General features: G+C 43.4%; 20 protein-coding genes, 1 pseudogene and 1 riboswitch. Of the genes and pseudogenes, 5 read left to right on the top strand and 16 right to left on the bottom strand.

Annotated elements, in window-relative coordinates:
* Positions 1–108: 108 nt before the first annotated feature.
* The 9 genes and pseudogenes from FXV78_RS15805 to FXV78_RS18995 form a co-directional block, all read right to left on the bottom strand.
* Complete coding sequence (locus FXV78_RS15805; protein ID WP_004843379.1) at positions 109–675, bottom strand: flavodoxin family protein; 567 nt, start codon at positions 673–675, stop codon at positions 109–111.
* A 96-nt stretch (positions 676–771) separates the two neighbouring features.
* Positions 772–2,256: a carbon starvation CstA family protein gene (locus tag FXV78_RS15810; protein ID WP_039959814.1), complete on the bottom strand. Its 1,485-nt coding sequence runs from the start codon at positions 2,254–2,256 to the stop codon at positions 772–774.
* Between the two features lie 207 nt (positions 2,257–2,463).
* The gene (gene fucO / locus FXV78_RS15815) at positions 2,464–3,609 is read right to left on the bottom strand and encodes a lactaldehyde reductase (RefSeq protein ID WP_004843381.1); all 1,146 of its coding nucleotides are present in this window, start codon (positions 3,607–3,609) and stop codon (positions 2,464–2,466) included.
* 76 nt (positions 3,610–3,685) lie between these two features.
* Positions 3,686–4,273, bottom strand: coding sequence for a TetR/AcrR family transcriptional regulator C-terminal domain-containing protein (locus tag FXV78_RS15820; protein WP_004843382.1), 588 nt, complete (start codon positions 4,271–4,273; stop codon positions 3,686–3,688).
* 25 nt (positions 4,274–4,298) lie between these two features.
* Positions 4,299–5,300 carry a glycoside hydrolase family 1 protein gene (locus FXV78_RS15825; RefSeq protein ID WP_004843383.1) on the bottom strand — a complete coding sequence of 334 codons (1,002 nt, stop codon included), beginning with the start codon at positions 5,298–5,300 and terminating at the stop codon, positions 4,299–4,301.
* 50 nt (positions 5,301–5,350) lie between these two features.
* Entirely contained in the window at positions 5,351–7,015 is a 1,665-nt protein-coding gene (locus FXV78_RS15830; RefSeq protein ID WP_004843384.1) for a glucose PTS transporter subunit IIA, read from the bottom strand.
* A gap of 18 nt (positions 7,016–7,033) precedes the next feature.
* Complete coding sequence (locus tag FXV78_RS18725; RefSeq protein ID WP_004843386.1) at positions 7,034–7,639, bottom strand: FAD-dependent oxidoreductase; 606 nt, start codon at positions 7,637–7,639, stop codon at positions 7,034–7,036.
* A 9-nt stretch (positions 7,640–7,648) separates the two neighbouring features.
* Positions 7,649–8,014, bottom strand: coding sequence for an FAD-dependent oxidoreductase (locus FXV78_RS18990; RefSeq protein ID WP_408631348.1), 366 nt, complete (start codon positions 8,012–8,014; stop codon positions 7,649–7,651).
* Positions 8,012–8,879: pseudogene (locus FXV78_RS18995) on the bottom strand (NADH:flavin oxidoreductase); the annotation flags it as partial. The gene FXV78_RS18990 and the pseudogene FXV78_RS18995, both read right to left, overlap by 3 nt.
* A gap of 173 nt (positions 8,880–9,052) precedes the next feature.
* Between FXV78_RS18995 and FXV78_RS18355 the strand changes: the two are divergent.
* Together FXV78_RS18355 and FXV78_RS18360 are read left to right on the top strand one after the other, a co-directional pair.
* Complete coding sequence (locus FXV78_RS18355; protein ID WP_009244697.1) at positions 9,053–9,301, top strand: hypothetical protein; 249 nt, start codon at positions 9,053–9,055, stop codon at positions 9,299–9,301.
* Between the two features lie 23 nt (positions 9,302–9,324).
* Complete coding sequence (locus tag FXV78_RS18360; protein WP_225084182.1) at positions 9,325–9,696, top strand: cyclic nucleotide-binding domain-containing protein; 372 nt, start codon at positions 9,325–9,327, stop codon at positions 9,694–9,696.
* Positions 9,697–9,852: 156 nt separating this feature from the next.
* On the opposite strand, the gene FXV78_RS15850 is transcribed toward FXV78_RS18360, so the two are convergent.
* The 3 genes from FXV78_RS15850 to FXV78_RS15860 all read right to left on the bottom strand — a co-directional run bounded on the left by FXV78_RS15850 (position 9,853) and on the right by FXV78_RS15860 (position 13,339).
* Complete coding sequence (locus tag FXV78_RS15850; RefSeq protein ID WP_004843391.1) at positions 9,853–10,599, bottom strand: helix-turn-helix domain-containing protein; 747 nt, start codon at positions 10,597–10,599, stop codon at positions 9,853–9,855.
* A gap of 87 nt (positions 10,600–10,686) precedes the next feature.
* Positions 10,687–12,648, bottom strand: coding sequence for an oleate hydratase (locus tag FXV78_RS15855; protein WP_023923586.1), 1,962 nt, complete (start codon positions 12,646–12,648; stop codon positions 10,687–10,689).
* Between the two features lie 124 nt (positions 12,649–12,772).
* Positions 12,773–13,339, bottom strand: a complete 567-nt coding sequence (locus tag FXV78_RS15860; protein WP_009244714.1) for a TetR/AcrR family transcriptional regulator — start codon at positions 13,337–13,339, stop codon at positions 12,773–12,775.
* Positions 13,340–13,498: 159 nt separating this feature from the next.
* A riboswitch (PreQ1 riboswitch) is annotated at positions 13,499–13,543 on the top strand.
* A gap of 48 nt (positions 13,544–13,591) precedes the next feature.
* Here FXV78_RS15860 and FXV78_RS15865 point away from each other — a divergent pair.
* From FXV78_RS15865 to FXV78_RS15875, 3 genes are read left to right on the top strand one after another with little or no spacing between them, the layout of a single operon-like run.
* A complete protein-coding gene (locus FXV78_RS15865; RefSeq protein WP_009244715.1) occupies positions 13,592–14,611 on the top strand; it encodes a nucleoside hydrolase in 1,020 nt (339 codons plus the stop codon).
* The gene (locus tag FXV78_RS15870; protein WP_004843397.1) at positions 14,608–15,174 is read left to right on the top strand and encodes an ECF transporter S component; all 567 of its coding nucleotides are present in this window, start codon (positions 14,608–14,610) and stop codon (positions 15,172–15,174) included. The genes FXV78_RS15865 and FXV78_RS15870 overlap by 4 nt, the downstream gene beginning before the upstream one ends.
* 11 nt (positions 15,175–15,185) lie before the next feature.
* On the top strand, positions 15,186–15,875 hold the full coding sequence (locus FXV78_RS15875) for a hypothetical protein (protein ID WP_004843398.1): 690 nt from the start codon (positions 15,186–15,188) through the stop codon (positions 15,873–15,875).
* Between the two features lie 18 nt (positions 15,876–15,893).
* Here the strand turns inward: FXV78_RS15875 and FXV78_RS15880 are convergent, their stop codons facing one another.
* From FXV78_RS15880 to hisIE, 4 genes are all read right to left on the bottom strand, one after another.
* The gene (locus tag FXV78_RS15880; protein ID WP_004843399.1) at positions 15,894–16,739 is read right to left on the bottom strand and encodes a YitT family protein; all 846 of its coding nucleotides are present in this window, start codon (positions 16,737–16,739) and stop codon (positions 15,894–15,896) included.
* 27 nt (positions 16,740–16,766) lie between these two features.
* On the bottom strand, positions 16,767–17,711 hold the full coding sequence (locus FXV78_RS15885; protein WP_004843400.1) for a C39 family peptidase: 945 nt from the start codon (positions 17,709–17,711) through the stop codon (positions 16,767–16,769).
* Between the two features lie 32 nt (positions 17,712–17,743).
* Positions 17,744–18,067, bottom strand: a complete 324-nt coding sequence (locus FXV78_RS15890) for a hypothetical protein (protein ID WP_009244717.1) — start codon at positions 18,065–18,067, stop codon at positions 17,744–17,746.
* A gap of 76 nt (positions 18,068–18,143) precedes the next feature.
* Positions 18,144–19,427 carry a bifunctional phosphoribosyl-AMP cyclohydrolase/phosphoribosyl-ATP diphosphatase HisIE gene (gene hisIE / locus FXV78_RS15895; RefSeq protein ID WP_039959818.1) on the bottom strand — a complete coding sequence of 428 codons (1,284 nt, stop codon included), beginning with the start codon at positions 19,425–19,427 and terminating at the stop codon, positions 18,144–18,146.
* Positions 19,428–19,430 lie beyond the last annotated feature (3 nt).

Below are 19,430 nucleotides of genomic sequence, written 5' to 3' on the forward strand. Positions count from 1 at the left end.
CGGCATTTACCAACTTATGAAAAGATAATCAGAAATTTAGTAAGTTTTTGTATTAAAAAACATATCCCGGATGAAATACGATCCGGGATGTGTTGAAAAATCAGAGATTTAACGGATAAAGTTTGTCTTTACCTTCTCTTCTGATTCCGGTTTTGAAATTCCAGCATTTTTTCCGGCTTCCAGACAATGCAGAAGCCATGCCATATTTTTGCCGAGAACATGCATGATCTGAATTCCTTCTTTGTCCTGAAGTACTTCATCCGGAGTGTTGCCGTGTACCATATTCCAATAGTTGGAAGAAACGATTGGCATCTGGTGGAATGAAAAGTATTTTAAGAGGACATCCAAGGTTGCTGTGGTGCCGGCGCGTCTTGCGGATGCAATGGCGGCAGCAGGTTTCAGCAACATATCTTTTCCGGCAAGAGAACAGAACTTATCCATAAATTCGATGATCTGCCCGCTTGGAGATGCCCAGTATACCGGAGAGCCGACGATCAGAGCATCTGCCTCTTTCATCTTTTCGGCAGCTGCTCTTACATTTTCAAGTTCCGGGGTTCCAGCCTGAAAAATTTCGCTTTCGATTCCGTTTTTCTCTAAAACCCCGGCAATCTGGATAAGTGCGGTATACGTGCAGCCTTCTTTTCTCGGGCTTCCATTTAACATCAAAACTTTCATTTTCAATTCCTTCTTTCTTTTGAGCTTATAATAAATATTATAACGCAGAAGGAACTTTTATGTAAATATTAAGAAAACAGTTTCATAGAGAAAAGGTTACTCTTCCTCATGGCTGGCAGCATATTTTCTGCCAAGCTTGATCAGACCGGCAAAATAGAGAGCGGTCAAAACACCTGCGATAATATAAGCAACTGTCATTGGCAGACCAAATCCAATTTTCTGACTCAAAATGAAAGAAGATATGATGAACATATAAAAACTTCCTGGAATCAATGCAATCAGATAGATTCCTTTTTTTGCCCCCTTTTTCGCCATCAGATAAATAGTAATTGCAGCAAATGCGAAAACTCCGATGGTCTGGTTGCTCCATGCAAAATATCTCCAGAGGATATTAAATCCTTCTGTATTCATTTTTGCAAAAACAAGGATCAAAATGACAGGAATAAAAATTCCCAATGTCACAAGTACACGATTTTTTCTGGTTTTCTGATCAATGTGCAGGTAATCTGCAACCATCAGACGGCAGGAGCGAAGGGCTGTATCTCCGGATGTGATTGGAAGAACAATCACACCGAGGATTGCGATGATTCCTCCCACAGGACCAAGCAGACCTTTTGCAACTTCGCCAACTGCTGCGGTAGCTCCGGCAGTAGAACCGCTGTTGTAAAGTCCCATAGCTGCTGCTGCCCAGATCATGGCGATCAGGCCTTCCAGAATCATCATTCCATAAAAGACTGTGCGTCCTTCTTTTTCATGTTCTACAGAGCGTCCAATTAAAGTACACTGTGTAGAGTGAAAACCAGATGTAATTCCACAGGCTACTGTTACGAAAAAGACAGGAATGAATTTTGTTCCTGCTCCCGAATTTCCTTCTGCATCAAAGATCGGATACACATCAAAAATTCCTTTGAGACCATGGCTGAAATCAATATTATCAAGCTGATATCCCTGAATAAAGATTCCAGCAAATACTCCGACTGCCGATAAGAGCAGAATCGCACCGAAAATCGGATAAATCTTACCAATGATCTTATCAATCGGGAACAAAGTTGCGACCAGATAGTAAAGTAAGATCACTCCGTAAATTACCCATGTCCATACATTGACATCCTGAAATCCGCAAATCTGTCCTGCGAATAGATCTCCCGGGGTATAGGTGAAAACAGCACCAACAAGAAGCATCAGAAAACAAAGGAAAATATTATACACCTGATAGGTTTTATTTCCCAGAAATTTCCGGATGATTCCCGGCATTTGTGCACCATTCTGGCGAAGTGACATCATTCCGCTTAAATAGTCATGTGTTGCACCGCTGATCACACATCCGATTGGAATGGTAATAAATGCGATTGGTCCAAACAAGATCCCCTGAATCGGCCCAAAAATCGGACCAGTACCTGCGATATTTAAGAGGTTGATCAATGCGTTCTTCCATTTATTCATAGGAACATAATCAATACCGTCTTTCATTCGTACGGCTGGAGTCTCGCGATCGTCAGGTTTAAAGACATGCTCTACAAATTTCCCGTACAGCCAGCCTCCAAGTAAAAGTATTACAAGCCCTGTTATAAAAGTTGCCATAAAATTTTCATCTCCCATTCCTTTATAATAGAGTGCACTCTGTTTTATAGATATTTTATACTTTTTTAATAAATTGTCAATAGGTTTTGCACTGTTTTCTTTATTTTTTTAAAGAACTGGCAAATTAACGCTTTAGCTTAATAAACTTTTAAAAGTAAAAAAGACAGGATTGCCATCTCTTTCAACGGCTGTCCTGTCTGGTTCTGTTTACATCAGTTTTCTGAATAAGTTTTTCAGATCTTCTACACTGGCATCTTTTGGATTGCCTGGTGCACATGCATCTGCGTGCGCAGATTCGGCAAGGAACGGAAGATCTTCTTCTTTGAGTGCTTCCAGTTTTGTTGGGATTCCTACATCTACAGAAAGTTTCTGTACTGCATCCACAGCAGCTTTTCTGTACTCGTCAGCAGACATCTCATCTACACCTTTCACGCCCATAGCACATGCGATTTCGCGATATTTTTCTCCGGAGCAATCTGCATTGTATTCCATAACAATTGGAAGCATCATCGCACATGCGACACCATGAGGCGTATCATAAACAGCTCCTAATGTATGTGCCATGGAATGCGCAATTCCAAGGCCGACATTGGAAAATCCCATCCCTGCGATATACTGTCCGAGAGCCATTCCTTCCCGTCCTTCTTTTTCATTTGCTACTGCACTTCTCAAAGATCTGGAAATGATCTCGATCGCTTTTAAGTGGAACATATCTGTCATCTCCCATGCTCCTTTGGTTGTATAACCTTCGATGGCATGTGTCAGTGCATCCATACCGGTAGAGGCAGTCAGTCCCTTTGGCATAGAGGACATCATATCCGGATCAACGATCGCAATGATCGGCATATCATGCGGATCCACACAGACCAATTTTCTTTTTCTTTCCACATCTGTGATCACATAGTTGATGGTAACTTCTGCAGCTGTTCCTGCAGTTGTCGGAACGGCAATGATTGGAATACAGGGTTTTGTTGTAGGCGCCACACCCTCCAGACTTCTTACGTCTTCAAATTCCGGATTTGCAATGATAATACCGATTGCCTTTGCGGTATCCATAGAAGAACCGCCGCCAATTGCAACAATGTAATCTGCTTTGGCAGCTTTGAATGCGGCAACACCATTCTGTACATTTTCGATGGTCGGGTTTGCTTTGATGTCAGAATAAATTTCATAAGCAAGCCCAGCTTTGTCAAGAACGTCTGTCACCTTTCCTGTGACTCCGAATTTGATCAGATCCGGATCCGAGCAGACGAATGCTTTTTTGAAAGCTCTTGCCTTTGCTTCTGCTGCAATTTCCTGGATTGCTCCTGCCCCATGATAAGATGTTTCGTTCAGCATAATTCTATTTGCCATTTGTATCACTCTCCTTTGTTTTGATTTTAACAATTTTCACAAAAATAGAAAGTGAAAAACTGTCAAATTTGTCACTTTACAATAGATTTAATACCTTAAATACTTCCATTAGTTTCAGAGGCATAGCATCAACCAGAGAGCGTGCAATTTCTTCTGGAGTTCCTTTCAACTTTCCAAGAACCCACTGTACAGTCATATAGATGGAACCCTGGCAATACATTTCCAGTAAGAAACGCAAATGCTCTGAAATTTTCTCTCCGGTCTTCTGTTCAATCTGGTCTGTATAAAATTGAAGGATCAGATGAAAGTCGTGATCCCTCAGGCAGTTCTGATCATCATTCTTAAAGGCAGTACGAAAAAACAGATTCTCCTGCTGGATATAATAAAATTTATTGACAAGTCCTTCGTAGATTGTTTCGCTCTTTCCCATGTACTCGAAAGATTTCAAAAGAATCTTATCAAAATACCAGTTGATCAAATCGTATTTGTCCTGAAAGTTTCGGTAAAAGGTCTGCCTTGTTGTACCGCATACTTCAACAATTTCTTTTACTGTGATTTTTTCTACCGGCGCATATTTCATACATTCTTTCATCGCTTCCGAAAGCCGGTATTTCATACGTTCCGGATCCCTGGAAGGTTCTTTGGTATTCTGTAGTTTTTCCATGCGTGTTTCAGCTCCGTGATTTTTATCATTTATAAAGACAGTTTATCATGAAGACAGTGTGGAAACAATACAGATGTGTGTGAAAGCGGCTGTAATTCATAAATTTGATGGATACGATCATACCAACAGTTGTGGATCCCTGTGCAAATTTTGTGGACAGATAACAGACGATTCCGATATAGACAGCAATAGTTCCCGTCAGGATTTTTGTCTTGATCCTGACATTCTGTTCTTTCAGATAGCTGTCCAGATATTTTGGATATGCACCGCGCGCCTGAACATCTGCAAAGAAATAGTTTTTCTGTTCTGCCTGCATTGCTGCCAGTACATCCTCCGGCTTTGGTGTCAGCGGGTATGTCGGCATTGCCAGAATCATGCAGCCAACCTGACTGTCCGGCATAATCTCATGCGCCAGCTTTACTGCTTTTGCTGATGCAACCAGTTCATGATGGATTGCCTGATACAGCTCCTGCTTTGTGAGCTGTTCCTTTGGAGTCAGGATTCCACCGCTGATCAGAGGCTGATGCAGCACAGAATTGATTTCATTAGAAGTAAGCCAGTACTTTACTTTTCCTTTGTAGCGTTCAAAGATTACTTTACAGAAATTCATATAAAAGTCGATGAGCTTTCGGCTCCTCCATCCGTCATACTCTCTTGCAAGATGCAATGGAGTCTCGTAATGGGAAATCGTCACCAATGGCTCAATACCATACTTTTTGCACTCATTCAGTACATCATCATAGAAGTGAAGTTCTTTTTCATTTGGCTCTTTGTCATTTCCATTTGGGAAAATTCTGGACCATGCAATAGAAAATCGAAACACCTTAAATCCCATCTCTGCAAGCATGGCAATATCTTCTTTGTAACGATGGTAAAAATCGACTGCCACAAGCTTCATGTTGTCCGCTGTAGGTTCTTCTGTAGGTGCCCCCTTGATTCCCTTTGGCATGATATCCTGAATGGACAGCCCTTTTCCATCCTCCAAATACGCTCCTTCACACTGGTTGGCTGCCACTGCCCGCCCCATAAAAAATCCTTTGGAAATATTACTCGATTCATCTCTTTTTTATCCTTTCTCTATTTTTTGACTGTTAAAATTGCATCTCCTGCTTTTACCGGACCGAATTCTTTTTGTACCACGATTTCTGAAAAATCATCTGCGTTTGTAATAAGAACCGGTGTAATGACATCATGTGTTTTCTGGATTTCCTGCAGATCAAATGTAATCAGCGGATCACCTTTTTTCACCAGATCCCCCTGAGAAATATGCACCTCAAAATGAGTTCCGCCCAAATTTACCGTTTCCAGTCCTACATGGATCAAAAGCTCCATTCCCTGATCGTCTGTCAGTCCAATTGCATGTTTTGTATCAAAAAGAGCGGACACTACTCCGTCAAAAGGCGCATAGACGATTCCTTCTTTTGGAAGAATTGCAATTCCTTTTCCAAGTATCTCTTCTGAAAATGTGGGATCATTGACGTCTTTTAGAGATTTGAGTTCTCCTGTCAGCGGACTGAAAACAGTTTGTCCCAAAATAGAATGCTCTGCGTTTTCCTTTTGCTTTGGTTCGCACCCAAACAGCAGGATACTTCCGATTGTTCCTGTAATCGTCACTGCTGCTCCTGTGGCACAGGCTGGAAATGAACCCGGATTTTCCACAGATATGGAATTTACCACGGAGATCAGTCCCGGAAGTCCTGCATACACATACTGTGTTGCTCCCAGTATCGCAGCGATTGCACTTCCGATTGCAGCCCAGATACAGCCATAAATAAACGGTTTCTTTCTCGGCAGTGTAATCCCATAGATTGCCGGTTCTGTAATTCCGAAAATTCCTGTGATTCCGGCGGACAGTGCATCTGTTCTCAGCTGCTTGTCTTTTGCTTTTAAAAATACTCCAAATGCAGCTGCCATCTGTGAAATTACAGCAATCTGAATAAAAATCTGCAGTGTGTCCTGTCCGTTCTGCGCAAAATTGGCAATTACAATCGGAACCATCCCCCAGTGAATGCCAAAGATTACGATCACCTGCCACACCCCGCCGACAACTGCACCTGCGATCGGAGGCGCCATCTGATACAGAAGATTGTATCCGGCGGCAACTCCATTGGACAGCCACTGGATCAATGGATCGATCACAACGATGGTCAGTGGAACCAGCGCTGCCAGGCAGATAAGCGGAGTAAATAAGGATTTGATCAATTCCGGCAAATGTTTATTTAGAAATTTCTCCAGCTTGGACAGCAGTGCAACTAAAATCAAAGGCGGCAGTACAGAAGAGGTATAGGTGATTTCCGGATAGACTCCGGTTTCTGTCACGGATGGTACTGCCATTGTAAGAATGATCAGCAATCCCTGTAAAAGTCCTCCGGCTGCAAGGACATAACAGACAGGTGCAAATACTCCTGATATCATCTGAAGCAGGCGGTTTAACAGGTTTTCTTTTTCTTTTGGGCGTTCTTCCTGTTCTGCTTTTTTGTTTGTTTCAAGTTCTGCCGAAACTGCCTCGAATACATCTCCCACATGATTTCCTATCACGACTTGAAACTGTCCCTGTTTCTGTACAACCGTGATCACGCCGGGCAGGGCTTTGATTTTTTCCTCTGCCTGTCCGGGTGTATTTTTCAAAACCAGACGGAGTCTGGTCGCGCACCGTTGTGCACTGGCAATATTGTCTGCACCGCCTGCAAGACGAATGATATCATGTTCCAGCTTTTGATAATCTTTTACTGCTTCTGCCATTTTTCCCTCTCCTTTTCTTTACGCATTCAATCCTGCCTCGTATCCTTCCCGGATTCCAAGATATCCGTTTTTCACCCCATTGGCATCTCCCACTTTTAATACTTTGCAGGAAACATGTTCCATGGAATCCAGAAGGGTTCTGTCTGTTTTCACGCCGACTGCAATAATAACCGTATCAATATTTTCAAGTACAAATCTTTCCCCGTCTTTTTCTGCGGTTACCGTATGATCTCCGATTTCCAAAAGTTTTGTAGAAGTATGAATCTGAACTCCGTTTTGGAAAAACCGCTCTTTCATGTATTTTGTTGGAGCTGCTTCTCCATCTTTCATAATCTGCGGAAGCATTTCTATAATGGTTACCTGTTCACATTGCTGACCGAGCATATCGGCAGTTTCAGCTCCTACGAGACCGCCGCCGATGACTACAACACGATTGCCCGGCTCTGTTTTTCCAAGGAGTACATCATGAGCAGCTACGACAAAATCCTGATCTGCACCTTGAATCGGCGGAATAAACGGTCTGCTTCCGGTTGCGATGATGACCGTATCCGGTTCATAGAGTTTGATCAGTTCTGCATCGGCGGTTGTATTCAGAAGGATCTGTACATGCATTTTCTCCAGCATACTCTTCTGCTAGCACAAAAACGAAGTAAACTCGCTTTTTCCAATCGGAACCGATGCGGGAATCCACTGTCCGCCCAATCGGTCATTTTTTTCGATCAAAGTGACTTTATGTCCCTTTAACGCTGCCGAGATCGTAGCCTCACATCCTGCAATACCACCGCCTATAACGAGGACCTGTTTTGCCTTTTCGGCAGGAGTCAAATCATATTCATCTTCCATTCCGGTAAGCGGATTTACCAGGCAGCGGATACCGTTTCCTTTTCCGTTCTCTCCGATACAGCCATGCAGACAGCCGATACAACGGATCACTTCATCTCCCCGTCCTTTCAGAACCTTGTTTGGCAGTTCTGGATCCGCCAGGGAGGCTCTTGCCATGGTCACAAGATCTGCCTTTTTGGACTGGAGAACACTTTCCGCAATCTCTACATCATTGATTCGTCCTACAGCGATAACAGGAATCTGAACTGCTTTTTTCATTTCTGCGGCATGTTCCACATAACCCGCCCGCAGAAATACGGAGGGCGGAATGATCGTGTGCGTGGATGCGTATACACCCTGGGAACAGTGAATACAGTCTGCGCCCGCTTCTTCCATCAACCTTGCGATGACCTTTGACTCTTCGATATCCAGCCCGCCCGGCACATATTCTACAGAAGAGATCCGATACAACACCGGATAGTCTTTTCCGCATTTTTCTTTGATGTTCCGAATAATCTCCATGCCAAATCTTGCACGATTGCGGATCGTTCCGCCATATTCGTCACTTCGTTTGTTAGAAAACGGGGATGCGAAAGCGCCTGCCAGATATCCGTGCGCTCCATGCACTTCTACTGCATCAAATCCGGCTGCTTTGGCTCTTTTTGCACAGTCACCGAATTGCTCTACCAGAGTATGGATTTCCGGGATCGTCAATTCTCTGGGTGTTTCCGGCATACTTGGCTCCCGGACTGCAGAAGGGGCTACGGGCTGCACTCCGGTCACGGCACTGCTTGTCTCTCTTCCGGCATGATAAATCTGAGCTGCGATTTTTCCGCCTGCGGCGTGAACGCGTTCGGTCAGCTTCCGATGGCTTTCAATCTGCCCATCCGCCTTTTGCTTTGTGTTCGTGATAGGCAATAAATTTTTCGGTTGCCTTTCCGTCCGGTGTACAATAATTGGTCACCATGGCTGATACGACCATCCTGTTTTTCAGTTCCAGACCATTGATCTTCATAGGTTCAAAAACTTTCATGTTTGTCATCCTTTCTATTTCCTTGAATCTTTCTGATTTATACTATAAAAGTTCCTTCTGAATAGTTCCCCCCTCATATGAGGGAAAAGAACGATTTTTTCTTCTTTTTTCTTGACTCACAGGACCGATGGAAATTAGAATAAAATAAACAGATCTTAAGAACCGCTGAAAGGATGAAAAAAATGGCTGACATTGAACCGCATATCATTCCGAGTATTTATCTGGCAAATTATCTGAATGATTTTGAGGATGTAATCTTAAATTATGAGGTGCAGAAGACGCAGATCAGAAAAGGCAGTTATCTGACACAATATGGAGTGATCAATAACACTGCTTACTATATCAAAAACGGAATTGTCCATCTTTCACTTGGGCATGAACAGGGGAAGAAGTCTTTGAATATGTTTGGCCCCGGACTATTTTCCCGGTAGGCGTCGAGATTCATGAATTTCGTGTGGAATATGAAATGATCATACAGGCACTGACAGACTGTGAGGTATACAAGATGTCGTATCCCACTTTGAAAAAGATAGCAACAGAAAACGGAACCTTTGCCGGGGAGCTGCTTCGTGAGAATTGTGATTTTATCGGATATATGTTCTTTGACAGTATCAATCAGACATTTGAACCATGTCTGGCCAGAATTTGCGATATCTTATACCTCTATCTTACAAAAGTCCACCCGCTCTCTGCGAAAATCCCGCTGTCGCAGTCAGAACTTGCCAGCATTGCGGGAGCGTCCACTGCCCAGATGGAGCGCTCGATTTCGGATCCTGAAAAAAGAAGGGATCTTAGATACCTCCCGAAAACAAATAGAGATACTTGATGAAGAAAAATTACTGGCGCACTGTACGCTTGGAATGAGAAGCAACATTATCTGATTTTCTAATAAAATAGCTATGATTCAAACAATTTGAATCATAGCTATTTTAAAAAAGATTTGTCAAGAGCGAATGGGATATAATTTTACACCAATCCCCATCTATTCATAATATTTTCCAGTTCCAAGAATGGTACCAAACAACCCGAATACCCAAATCAAAGTAACCGCTTTTTGAGACGATTCCCACAAGCCTGCCGTAACCAGGAGAAAGCTGACAACAGGAAATAGGATCATGGATCCCAGCATCCAGTATCGGCAGCATTTTACAATATACGGCCAGTTACTGTTGTGAATCCGAATAAACGGAATATTCATTCGGAAGACCCCGTCGGACACATAATGAAGTTCATTTTCATCATAATAAGTCGGAAGCTGTTCTTTTGCAAATAAGCAGAACCCTGCACCAAATAAGGCAAATAAAGCTTCTAAAACAAAGATGTCCTTCTGGATCAGATTTACATCCTGCCATATTAAAATTCCGAATTCCAATATGCTGAATCCCAGGACAAACAAATACCACATTTTGTGAAAACCAGAATGTACGTGTTTTTGATTGTCTGACAAATGAATGGTTTTTCCCAGCAGTTCATCCATCTCCTGCGGCTCAAGTGCGGCATGAATCCGCTCACCTTTTAGCAGCTCTGCGACTGTTACTCCCAGGATATCTGCCAGAGGTTCCAATAAGGCGATATCTGGGAGACTCAGTCCACGTTCCCATTTTGATATCGCCTTATTAGAAAGAAACAGTTTTTCTGCCAGTTCCTTCTGTGTGTAACCTTTTTCTTTCCTCAGCGCTGCTACGAATCCCCCAAACTTTTGATTGTCAATTTCATACGTGAAAAACATCACTCCTTATTGTTTTGATATTTTCAGTATAAAGAATCCCTGAATTTTTGGCAATCGACTGTCGGTAGAATCGCATATTTCTGCTGTTTAAAACATACTGTCCCTTAAAATATCATGATCTCTCAGCAGTTTTTCAATCACAGTTCCTTTTACGATCCGTATCAATGGCTTTTTCAATGCATTGAGCGGTCCCGGCAGTTCAATCTCCAGCGGAGATCTTCCGTCCATCAATTTAACGGAACTGTCTAAAAGTTCTCGTACATCATACACACTGCCCCACACTTCCGGTACCCCGCGGTCTACACCGAGCAGTCCATAGACAGCTTCCATTGCTGTACGGACAGAATATTCTGTCGTAAATACGGTATCTCTCGGCGTATCTGCAAACTGTCCGAGAAATGCGAAATTGATGCAGCCATCCGGAATGACATCCGGCCGGTCTCCTTTTGTTCTCGGCATAAAGAATGCTGTAATATAAGGCATCATCGTCGGTACACAAAGTGCACTGTTTTTTGCGAGTTCCGGAATCTCATCTGTCGGCACGCCGATGTGATACAGCCATTCTGCCGTAATCTCCTCTCCGGTACAGTCTTTCATCGGTTTTTTGATATAATCTCCAGGAACATCCGTGAAAAGTCCGTAAACCCAGACGCATACTTTTTCCGGATCCTGCTGTTTGAACTGTCCCTGACGGTTGATCGTCCAGCTCATCAGCCACTTGGAGTCTTTACAGCTTACAATTCCTCCGGTCACAACGTTTCCACTGCGTGGATCCCGTTTGCAGATATTTGTAATATAAGGAATAATCTTATCATCCAGCGTTGTGATCGTAGCAGATTCCCAGTTAGTCTTTGAAATATCAGAACAGAACTTCTCCGGATGTCCAAAGGCCGGATCCTGTCTGGCAATATTTTTCCAGAGTGACCAGCAGCCGCTTGTACGGACTTCTGCATCTCCGTTCGGTGCGTGATGATGATCTCCGTAGACAGTTCCTTCTGTACAGCTTCCGTTTGTCACAAATACCAGATCTTTCTCAGTCAGAAGGATTCCTTTCTCCACACCATTGACTTTGCATTCAATGGCCGAAGCTACCTTCTTTCCGTCTTTTCTCTCAAATACGACGTTCGTTACTTCGGTATGAAACTGAAAATCAACACCTGCTGCTTCCAGATATTTCTGCATAGGAAGAATCAGAGATTCATATTGATTGTATCTTGTGAATTTCAAAGCGCTGAAATCCGGCAGTCCTGCAATATGATGAATGAATCTCTGGAAATACAGCTTCATCTCCAGTGCACTGTGCCAGTTTTCAAAAGCAAACATCGTTCTCCAGTAAAGCCAGAATGTAGAGTCAAAGACTTCTTCATCAAAAACATCCTCGATCGTCTTATCATACAGATCTTCATCCGGAGTCAGGAACAGCTTCATGATCTCCATGCAGCCCTTCTGGCTTAAATTAAATTTGCCGTCTGTATGGGCATCTTCTCCGCGATTGACAGTTGCCCGGCAAAGAGAGTAATTCGGATCGTGCTTGTTCAACCAGTAAAACTCATCCAAAACGGATGCATTCGGCACTTCCAGCGACGGAATACTGCGGAACAGATCCCACAGACATTCGAAATGATTTTCCATCTCACGTCCTCCGCGCATCACGTAACCTCTGGTCGGATCGAAGATACCGTCACATGCGCCTCCTGCAATATCCATTGCTTCCAGGATATGGATATGATCTCCCGGCATCTGTCCGTCTCTTACCAGGAAGCAGGCAGCTGCAAGAGAGGCGAGCCCGCTTCCTACGATATAAGCACTCTTCTCTTCCACCCCCTCCGGTTTTTCCGGTCTGGCAAATGCTTCATAATTTCCATTTGAATAATAGATCCCTTTTTTATTTTTCACCTGTTTTCCGCGTTCTGTGTTCCGGTAATCCTGATACCGGGCATCCATCTGTGCCTTCTTTTGCTTTTTCTGAGATTTTTTCTTCATATATGTGGCAGCTCCTGCACCTGCAGCGATCGCAGCAATTCCAATCCCAACGTGTTTTTTTGCCATAGTAATGACCACCTTTCCAGAAATGTCGTCCGATTCAGATCGGATATCTTTGTTTCTGCCCATATACTATGATTTTTATTCATGAAATTCAATTTACAAATCAGGACGTTTGATAAAATTTTTATCACGGATCGGTTTTTGATAAAAAATTCTGGACGGAATTCGTAATACTGCCATGTAGCGTCAGCGCCATATTGTCTACAATTTCACTGTAGTCCTCCTTCATGCCCTGTTTGATCCAGTCCAGCATGATTCCCACAAAACTATATTTGTAAAAATTTGCGATAAATTCTTTCTGTTCCTCCCGAATCTGCATTCCGGCTGTTTTCTCTTCCACAACTGCTTTCAGCAGATCATAGGTCAGATGAAACAGATAATTTTCAATCTGTTCCCTGCTGACAGAATGGTATGCATTGAGAATAAACGGCTTGTTTTCCAAAACTGCTTCAAAAATCTGCAGGATGCCTTCCTGCCATGTATCATAGGTCTTTTTCCCCTGCAGCGCTCTTTTTGCATCCTCCAGACAGGACCATTCAACCAGATCGTAAATATCTTTAAAGTGATAATAAAAAGCCATCCTGCTGATTCCGCAATCCGATGTAATATCAGAAATCGTAATCTTGTCCAGAGGTTTTTGAAGCATTACTTTCTTTAAAGATGCTTCCAGGGCCTGTTTCGTTGTGTTGGACATGAAATCCCTCCTTATCATGCGTTCCTTCCAATAGCATACAGGATAAACATGAACTTTACGTGAATTTTTTTCAATTATTTTCCCGAAAACTCTGTACAGTCAGATTCCGGTATGCTATACTCTACCTCGCATTTATCAAATCAGAGGTGCATTTTGCCCTCTGGACTGGTTCGTGAACTTCCCAGTATAAAAAACCAAGTATCTCGTAAGGTGGTCTTTGCCACGGAATAAAAAAGTAAAGGAGATTGGAGAATGAATGCAAAAAAAGTCATCATTGACTGCGATCCCGGGATCGATGACGCACTCGCCCTGATGCTGGCGCTGCGATCACCGGAACTTGAGATTTTAGGGATCACAGTTGTCTCTGGAAATGTACCGGCAAAAAAAGGCGCGTCAAATGCGCAAAAAGTTCTGCACTGGATGAACCGACCGGACATTCCTGTTTATCTTGGAGAAGAACTGCCGCTTGTCCGTCCTTATGTGGATGCTATGGATACCCACGGGGAAGACGGTCTCGGCGAATCTCATTACCCCGAAATCACAGATGGAACAATCAATACGGATGGTGTGGGCTTTCTTGCCCGTACACTGCATGAAGCTGCCCAAAAGGAGGAGCCGGTTTCGATCATTGCTCTGGGACCTCTGACAAACCTGGCCAGACTGGTTCAAAATGATCCTGAAAGTCTTGCCGGTCTTGGAGAACTGATCAGTATGGGCGGCAGCTGCCAGAGCCATGGAAACTGCTCTCCGGTCGCAGAGTACAACTACTGGTGCGATCCGCATGCCGCAGAAATTGTATATCGTGCATTTGAAGAACTGCCTGTTTTACAGGACAAACAGATTCACATGGTGGGACTGGATGTGACAAGAAAAATCGTCCTGACTCCTGACATTTTAGAATATATGTGTTGTGTGAATCCGCAGATGGGCGAACGTATCCGAAATATTACCCGGTTCTATTTTGATTTTCACTGGAAACAGGAAGGAATCATCGGCTGTGTCATCAATGATCCGCTTGCAGTCGCTTACTTTATCGACCGTACTCTCTGCAGCGGAATGGAAGCCTGTACGAGAATTGCAACGGAAGGTCTGTGTATCGGACAGAGCGTTGTAGACAGATTTGACTTCTGGAAAGGACATAAAAACAGCTATATTCTGACCAGGACATCTCCATTGTCATTTATGCAGATGTTTTTTGACAGAGTTCTTGGTGTACCAGACAAAACAAGCCTGCCCATGCTGGAACAGATCATGAAAGGAGACGTATTATGAGAAAATTTTCAACCAATAAACTTTGTATCCTCGCCCTTTGTTCGGTGATCAACCTGATCGGAGGTCAGATCGCACTGCTGCTTCGCCTTCCGATTTATCTGGATTCTTTTGGAACGGTGTTTGCGGCCGCTGTGATGGGGCCTTTTTATGGAATGATTCCCGGAATCGTCAGTAATCTGATCGGAGGCGTGACAACTGATATTTACGCGCTTTATTACCTTCCGGTCCAGATGATCACCGGATGTATGGCCGGTTTTGTTTTCCGGAAAATGCCGCCTCATGGCGGAAAAGATCTGGGAAAAATCCTGTTTGGAGCCGGAATGATCAGTATTCCGGGAACGCTGGTCAGCTCTTCTATTACTGCAATCGTATTCGGTGGAATCACCTCGTCCGGATCTACACTTCTGGTGCAGCTGTTCCATCATCTTGGTCTGGGGCTGACTGCAAGTGTATGCATGGTTCAGGGATTGACCGACTATGCAGACAGAGCGATCGTTCTGGCACTGACAGCCGTACTTCTGGCACTGCTTCCTTCTTCCGTTAAAGCAGCAGTAAATAAGTAAGGAGAATATTCATGGAAAGATACAATAAGATTACAAATAAAAATCCGCGGGAAATCGTGCTGTTAAAAGGCAGACCCTGTGCCTGGGGAAAATGCCGTTTCTGTGATTATATTGAGGATAATTCACGGGATGTTCAGGAAATGAACGCTCTGAATCAGGAAGTCCTCTCCCATGTCACCGGAGAACTCGGTGTATTGGAAGTCATCAATTCGGGAAGCTGTTTTGAGCTTCCCGAAGAGACTCTGAAAATGATCAAAGAAATTATTGCGGAAAAGCAGATCCACCGTCTGTTTTTTGAATCCCACTGGATGTACCGGAAACATCTGCAGAAAATGCGGGATTATATGGGAATTCCCATTACTTTTAAAATTGGTGTGGAAACATTTGATAAAACCTTCCGGGAGGAGTATTTAAATAAGCATGCAGATTTTGACTCTCCGGAAGAAGTCCGCAAATACTTTGATTCACCCTGCCTGATGGTCGGCATCAAAGGCCAGACAAAAGAAATGATCGATTATGATATTCGGATGTTAAAGACACATTTTGAATTGGGAACTGTCAATGTGTTTACGAACAACAGCACGGACGTCAAACGGGATCAGGAACTGGTTGACTGGTTTATGCAAAAATATGCCGACCTTCTGGAAGATCCGTCTGTGGAAGTCCTGTATGAAAAAACCGATTTCGGTGTGGGGGATTGATTTGCTTTTGTTTTCCTGTTACTTTGCATTCCACTGTCCGATCACTTCATTGACAGTTGAAACGGTTACAAACACGTCCTTTTTTGTGGTGTGCAGATAGTTGAGAAGCAGCCGGTACTCCTGCTGTGCAAGAATCGTCACAAGTTCTGTACGGTGTTTTTCATCATAGGCGCCCTGGGCGACATAGAGGGTGGCACCGCGTTTCAGATCATGGATGATATAATTCTGTATTTCCTTATAATCATCAGAAATGATGCACACCCGTTTTCGCTTATTAAATCCATCAATAAAATAATCCACAGCCATACCGTTTGCATACGTTCCAAGCAGACTGACAATGAGTGTCGGTACGTCATACACCAGGATAGATGTCATTGCTGTTACAAATCCGGACAGCATGACAGCTTTTCCAAGTTCCATGTGTGCAAATTTATTGAGAATTTTTGCCACAATATCTAACCCGCCGGAAGAGGCATTGACATGAAACAACATGGCCTGTCCAAGCGCTACGATCAGAGTATACGTAACAAGATCAAATACCTGATTGCCTGTAACGGATTCTGTGACCGGAATCAATCGTTCAAAGATCCAGAGAAAGATTGGAAGCAGGATCGAAGTGTAAATTGTCTTCGCCCCAAAATCCTTCCCAATCAGCAAAAATCCGATCACAAGCAAAATGGCATTTAGAAAGAACGTAAGGATCGACATGGAAATCCCGGTGAGCTGGGAAAATACCAGCGCCAGACCGGAAATACTTCCCATGACGATTTTACTGGGAACCATAAAAAAATAAACGGCTGCCGATACAATCAGCATGGCAAATGTGATCACTGCAAATTCCCGGACTGTGTTTTTTAATTTCATGCTGTTACATCTCCTGCGTAAAAAATATTATAATTTCGTAAAACTCCACAAATTCTCAATCTGTGGTTCCAGTGTCGCATAATCCCAGGTACGGCTGCTTCGTTCTTTACTGTTTGGATCATGCACCTGAATCTTACCGTCTGCCATGCCTGTCAGCACGATAAAATGTCCGTCTGTTGTGAAATCGCCCTGCTTCATACTGCAGATGATCGGATGTCCTGCATTCAATTCTTCTGTGACAGAGCTTTCTGACAATGCAATCTCTGTTCCTGCTACTCCAAAATTCAAAGCGGCTTCCGTCATCAGACTCCAGCTGCTTCCGGAGCCTGCCACATAATATCCGTTGGCGCCTGCATAGGATGCGATCTTATACGGGGTAATACTGTTATCTCCGGTGAGTCCTGCAGCTACCATAGCAAGCGCTGTCGGACCACATCCACTGTTCGCTATGATTCCATCTCCATAATGAATATACCCCCACCGTTCATCCCACTGGATCAAGAGCGGAATCTCACCTTCTTTTACTTCTCCGATGGATTCAGCAGGTGCCTCATCTTTCTTCTCCGGATAATCTGCCACGAAATCTGTTGTCTCTGCATTTTTTGCCAGAAGCTCCAGCATACTCACCGGATAATTGCGGGAATCTGCAAGAATCTTTTGTACTTTTTTATCTTCTTTTGCACGATCAGAGAGTGTCTGCTGAAATTCTGCTGATAAGGTGCCGTCACTGCATACGAAATCATAGACCGGAGTCTGCGTATTTTCCGCTTCAGTTTTATCTTCCTTTTGAGCCGTATTATCAGTCTGCGTCTTTGTCTGCTTTTTTTTCTGCGAATCTTCTTTTGACAGCTGTCCTGCGATCCACCGTCCTGCAAGTGCCAGCAAAGCGAGCAAAATCAGGATACAGATCGTTCGTTCTACCAGAACGACCTTTTTTCTGTCAAATCTTCTTTTTCTTCTTTGGTATGCCATAGTTCAACCTCCGGTAACAGAATACCACATTCCTACAATGCTTTCCATACCTGAATTAATTCTTCTTTCATTTCCTTCGGTGTAATCTGCTTCTCAATCCCATTTAAAATCCTGCCGCTGTTGACTTCTGCCACCTCGATCTTGCCATAATCCATCCAGACAAAACAGGCAAAACAAAGGATGGAAAGTCCCAGACGAAACAAAAAAGAGTGATCCTCTGCTGCATCGTCCTCTGTGACAGAAGTTGTAAGATTTCCATATCTCGGATGAATCACAGGCGTGCTTCTGCCTGTCTCATGATAAAGTCTGCGTGTCTGTCTGAGCAGTTCTCTTCGGCGTGCATCTGATTCGTTCATAAAGGTTCCTCCTGTAAAAAAGACATATGACGGGCTTCTTACCCCCATCATATGTCTTTTTTTTAAGAACTAGAACTTATCTGTCTGCCAGTTCTTTTACGATATCTTCCCATGTGACACCGCGTTCCACCATGAGTACCATGGCATGATACAGAAAATCAGAAATCTCATATTTGATCTCTTCCGGGTTCGGATTCTTGGCAGCGATCACGATCTCTGTTGCTTCCTCTCCCACCTTTTTCAGAATCTTGTCAATCCCCTTATCAAACAGATAGTTGGTATAAGATCCTTCCTTCGGATGCTGCTTTCTGTCTGCAATCGTTGCATATACAGATTCAAAAACCTGAAGCGGATTTTTAGAATCGTACTCATTTCCTACAATCTGCCGATAAAAGCAGGTATGATTTCCGGTATGGCAGGCCACTCCGATCTGCTCTACCTTGGCCAGCAACGTATCGTTGTCACAGTCGGCTGACAGCGCCTTTACATACTGATAATGTCCGGAGGTTTCTCCTTTTACCCAGCGGCACTGTCTGCTTCTGCTGTAATAGGTCATTTTTCCAGATTTGAGTGTATGCTCAAATGCTTCTTCATTCATGTAGGCCATCATCAGAACCTCGTTGGTTTTATAATCCTGTACAACAACCGGAAGAAGTCCGTCCGTATTCAGCGTGAAATCAGAAAAACTCATCGTACTTTCCAGAGAAGTCATCTGAATTCCTTCAGAAATGCAATGATTTTTGAATGCATCGATATCAAGTGCAGGTTCGCTGATCAGCATACCGGAAACGCCCTTGACACCCTTGCATTTTAAGATTTTTAAAATCTCTTCCTGTTCCATTGTATCAGTCAGAACAACGCACGGAATCTCTGTGATATTCATCACAGAAAGCAGATCCAGGCGATGCATGAAAATAATCTCGGAACTGAATTTGTCGATCAGATGCTGCTGTTTGAACAAAGCATCAAAATCATTTAAAGATACTGCGATCCGTTCTTTTCCAAATCGTTTGGATACTTCTTCGATCAGTTCAAACGACAGCGGTTTGGAAAAATTCAGGATTGCCCGTTTTGCACCGGTGTACAGAATCTTTTTCACGTCTTCCTGTCTGCGTACATTTCCGCCTGCAACCATTGGAATACTGATGGCACGGTTTACTTTTTTCATCAGATCGATCGCTTCATCATGCTCGTCATCCGTATTGGACAGATCGAATACGATCAGCTCATCTGCCCCTTTGTCACAGTACTGCTTTGCAAGCCCGATCACATCGTCTGAGATGACTTCTTTATCATCAAACCATTTTATTGCTTTTCCCTTGTAAATAAAGATACAGGGGATCAATCTTTTATAACTCATCGT

It is taken from the genome of Mediterraneibacter gnavus ATCC 29149 (genome assembly GCF_008121495.1).
In the GTDB taxonomy this organism is placed as follows: Bacteria; Bacillota; Clostridia; order Lachnospirales; family Lachnospiraceae; genus Mediterraneibacter; species Mediterraneibacter gnavus.